This is a genomic window from Agromyces binzhouensis, from assembly GCF_004135055.1.
In the GTDB taxonomy this organism is placed as follows: domain Bacteria; phylum Actinomycetota; class Actinomycetes; order Actinomycetales; family Microbacteriaceae; genus Agromyces; species Agromyces binzhouensis.
The window spans coordinates 1-3,720 of sequence record NZ_SDPL01000319.1 but is presented as its reverse complement, the minus strand read 5'-3'; the positions used below and the strand labels follow the sequence as shown (position 1 = coordinate 3,720).

Annotated in this window: 5 protein-coding genes; 3 read left to right on the top strand and 2 right to left on the bottom strand. The window is 74.0% G+C overall.

Going from position 1 to position 3,720, the window contains the following annotated elements:
- Positions 1–513 (bottom strand): alcohol dehydrogenase catalytic domain-containing protein (locus ESO86_RS13315; RefSeq protein ID WP_165307817.1); only part of this gene is annotated, 513 nt, incomplete at its 3' end.
- A 170-nt stretch (positions 514–683) separates the two neighbouring features.
- On the opposite strand from ESO86_RS13315, the gene ESO86_RS13310 reads away from it, so the two are divergent.
- From ESO86_RS13310 to ESO86_RS13300, 3 genes are read left to right on the top strand one after another with little or no spacing between them, the layout of a single operon-like run.
- Positions 684–1,937 (top strand): glycosyltransferase, encoded by a 1,254-nt coding sequence (locus tag ESO86_RS13310; RefSeq protein WP_129235455.1) that lies wholly within the window; start codon positions 684–686, stop codon positions 1,935–1,937.
- A gap of 9 nt (positions 1,938–1,946) precedes the next feature.
- A complete protein-coding gene (budA, locus tag ESO86_RS13305) occupies positions 1,947–2,681 on the top strand; it encodes an acetolactate decarboxylase (protein WP_129235454.1) in 735 nt (244 codons plus the stop codon).
- A 21-nt stretch (positions 2,682–2,702) separates the two neighbouring features.
- Entirely contained in the window at positions 2,703–3,053 is a 351-nt protein-coding gene (locus tag ESO86_RS13300) for a metallopeptidase family protein (protein ID WP_129235453.1), read from the top strand.
- Positions 3,054–3,128: 75 nt separating this feature from the next.
- On the opposite strand, the gene ESO86_RS13295 is transcribed toward ESO86_RS13300, so the two are convergent.
- Positions 3,129–3,482, bottom strand: coding sequence for a Fe-S protein (locus ESO86_RS13295; protein WP_129235452.1), 354 nt, complete (start codon positions 3,480–3,482; stop codon positions 3,129–3,131).
- Positions 3,483–3,720: the final 238 nt, after the last annotated feature.

The following is a 3,720-nucleotide window of genomic DNA, read 5'->3' as shown; positions in this document are numbered from 1 at the left end:
GTGCCCGACCGCGCCGGCGCCGCCAGCGACGAGCACGGTGCGGCCGTCGAGCGCGCCCGGTCCCAGCCGGGACGGGCCGCCCTCGTGCACGGTGAGGGCCCGGTGGGCGGTCATCGCGGGGACGCCGAGGGATGCGCCGACGTCGAAGCCCGCGGCATCCGGAAGGCGCACGACTCGGCTCGCGGGGACCACCGTGAACTCCTGCGCGGTCCCCGTCGGCCGCTCGTGCGCGGCGAGGAAGATCCAGACCCGGTCGCCGACCGCGAACCCGGCCGCGCCGTCGCCGACCGCGTCGACGACGCCCGCACCGTCCTGGTTCGGCACGACCTCGGGAAAGGGCGTGGCCGCGCCGGGCGCTGCGCCGATGCCGATGCGCGCCTTCCAGTCGGTGGGGTTCACGCCCGAGACCACGACGCGCACGCGCACCTCGCCCGGGCCGGGCTCGGGGAGGTCGCGCTCGACGAGCTCGAGGACGGAGGACGGGCCGGTCGTGGAGTACGCGATCGCTCTCATGCAAGGGGCAACGCGTCGAGGGGCGCGGATCTTCCGCCTCCGATCGATCACGGGCTCCGGCGGTTGCGGGACCGGGCCAGCACCGAGGCATCCGCCCGCCCCCGGCGGTACGCTCGCGGCATCGAGCCCCGATCGGACCGGATCCGGGCCGATCTGGACGGTGATCACCGGTGACGACTCCGAACGCCCGCACGTACCTCTTCGCGCTGACCGACGCCGGCGGCACCGTGCCGCCCGAGGTCGGCGTCGTGCGTCGGGTCGTCGATCGCGGGCACCGGGTGACGGTGCTCGCCGACGAGACGATGGCGGCCGATGTCGAGAGCGCCGGCGCTGCGGTCCGGATCTGGCGGCGACCGTTCGAGGAGTTCCGCGACTGGGAGCTGCGCACGCCCGTCGCGCTGGCCCGGGGCATGGCCGAGCACATGCTCGTCGGACCGGCCGCCCAGCAGCTCGACGACACGGCCGTCGCGATCGACGAGGTCCGGCCCGACCTCGTGGTGACCTCGGGCTTCGCGCTCGGCGGGATGATCGCGGCCGAGTCGCGCGGCGTGCCGTTCGACCTCCTCATGCCGAACGTCTACGTGCTCCCCGCCGACGGAATGCCGCCGTTCGGCGCAGGGCTCGCGCCCGCGCGCGGCCCGCTCGGACGTGCTCGCGACCGCGCGATGCGAGCGGGATCCGCCCGCCTCATCGACCGGTACACGCTGCCGGAGCTCAACGAGCTCCGGGATCGTGCCGGACTCGAGCCGATCGCGACGCTCTGGGCGCAGATGCAGCACGCGCGGATGCAGCTCATCCTCACCTCGGCGGCCTTCGACTTCCCCGCGAGCCTGCCCGACAACGCGCGCTACGTCGGGCCGATCCTCGACGACCCCGAATGGGCGGATGCCGCGAGGTGGGCGCCGCCCGACGGCGACGGCCCGCTCGTGCTCGTCGCGATGTCGTCGACCTTCCAGGACCACGTCGCCTGCCTGCAGCGCATCGCCGACGCGCTGGGCGAGCTGCCCGTGCGCGGATTCGTGACGACCGGTCCGGCCGTCGAGCCGGGCGCGATCAGCGCGCCGTCGAACGTCACGGTCGTGGCATCCGCCCCGCACAGCGAGGTGCTGCCGCGCGCCGACCTCGTCGTCACGCACGGCGGCCACGGCACGGTCATCAAGGCGCTCGCCGCGGGGCAGCCGCTCGTGATCCTGCACCACGGACGCGACCAGGCCGACAACGCGGTGCGCGTGACCCGGCGGGGAGCCGGGGTCGCCGTCCCGCGCACCGCGTCGAGCGCGCGCATCGCGCGGGCCGTCGCGGAGGTGCTCGGGGATGCGGGCTATCGCGAGGCGGCGGCGGCGTTGGGGCGCGCGATCGTGCAGGATGTCGCGGAGTCGCCGCTGCTCGAGGAGCTCGAGCGGGTGCCGGCGCGGCGGGAGTAGTCTCCAAGCGTGCCCCAGACACCCGTGCCCGGTGCGGCCGTGACGCAGTTCGCGGTGCTCGACGCGCTGCTCGCGGGCGCCTACGAGTCCGGGCTCCTGGTCGGCGAGGCGTGCGCGGTCGGGGACTTCGGGCTCGGCTGCGTCGAGCAGCTGGGCGGCGAGGTCGTCATCCTCGACGCGGCGGCGATCGAGTGCACGCTCGACGGACCGCCCGCGGTGATGCGCAGCGACGAGACCCTGCCGTTCGCGATCGTCTGCCGATTCCCGGACGTCCCGGCGAGCGAGGTGCGCGACCGCGACATGGCCGGCTTCGCGGCATCCGTCGACGAGGCGCTGACGAGCCGGAACCTCTTCCACGCCGTCCGCTTCGACGGGGTGCTGTCGGAGGTCCGCGTGCGCGTCACGCCGCGCCAGCGGCATCCGCTGCCGCCCCTCGCCGAGGTGACGGAGCAGCAGGTCGAGACGGTGGCGCGCGGCATCCGCGGCACGCTCGTCGGGTTCTGGACGCCCGCGATCTACCAGGGCATCGCGGTCGCCGGCCTCCACCTGCACTTCCTCAGCGACGACCGGAGCCTCGGCGGGCACGTGCTCGACCTCGCCGTCGAGGCCGGCGAGCTGCGCGTCGCGGCGTTCGCGCGCTTCGACCTGCACCTGCCGACCGACGAGCTCTTCCTCCGCACCGAGCTCACGCACGCCGAGGACCACCGCATCGTCGCCGTCGAGGGCGGCGGGGCGGCGTCATGATCACGCGAGCACGCTGACGCCGTGGTCGAGATCTCGGATGACGACTTCGAGCGGATGCTCGGCGAGGTGTTCGACGCGCTCCCCGACGACATGGTCCGCGGCCTCGAGAACGTCGCGATCTCGTTCGAGGACCAGCCGATAGCGCAACGCCCGCGGCTCTTCGGCCAGTACCGCGGCCACCCGATCACGACGCGCGGCGTCTACGGCTTCGGCGAACTGCCCGACCGCATCACGCTCTACAAGAACAACCTCGAGGAGCACAGCGCCGACCTCGACGCGCTCCGCGCGCGGATCCGCATCACGCTCGTCCACGAGATCGGGCACTACTTCGGGCTCGACGACGCCCGGCTCAGGGAGTTGGGCTGGGCGTAGGTCCGCCCGGCGCGCGGACCGCGGGCCGGCGCCGCGTCAGCGGATCACCGGGGCCGGTGGGTCAGCGGTCAGCGGTCAGCGCCAGAGCACGGCGATCGCGGCGTTCGCGAACGTCAGGATGCCGATCAGCCAGAAGATCGCCGGCGGCACCGAACCGGTCTTGCGCTGACGGCCGGCGCCGATGCCGAGGAGCGCGCCGATGACGATCAGGATCACGAGCTTCGTGGCGATCTTGGCGTAGTCCATGTCGTACTCGATGCCCCACGGTGCGGCGAGCGCGAGGCCGGCCACGCCGGCGATCGCGAGGCCCCAGTTCATGAGGCGCGTGACGCCGCGCTTGCCGTTGACGAGTTCGACGACCCACGCGCCGAAGAGCACGGCGAAGCCGACGAGGTGGATGAGCACGACGAGGTGGCGGAGGAATTCCATGCGGTCACGCTATCGCGCGGCCGCGCGTTGCGGCGCGTCGCCGCGCGTGACGGGAGGGAGACCTTCGCCGGACGGCGCGCCGGGCTACGCTGGCCGCATCGACGGCTCGGGGGAGGACGGGATGCGCGTGCTCGGACGGGTCCTGATCACGAAGTCGGCGACCCCTCGATCGTGACGACGGGCCGACGTCATCCCGGCGCGAGCGGACGCGCGCGCCGCGCCGGCGCAGCGCTCGCCG

What these genes read in the sequence shown, in the direction of transcription:
- ESO86_RS13295 (WP_129235452.1), bottom strand. Translation starts at nt 3,482, where the DNA reads ATGGAATTCCTCCGCCACCTCGTCGTGCTCATCCACCTCGTCGGCTTC.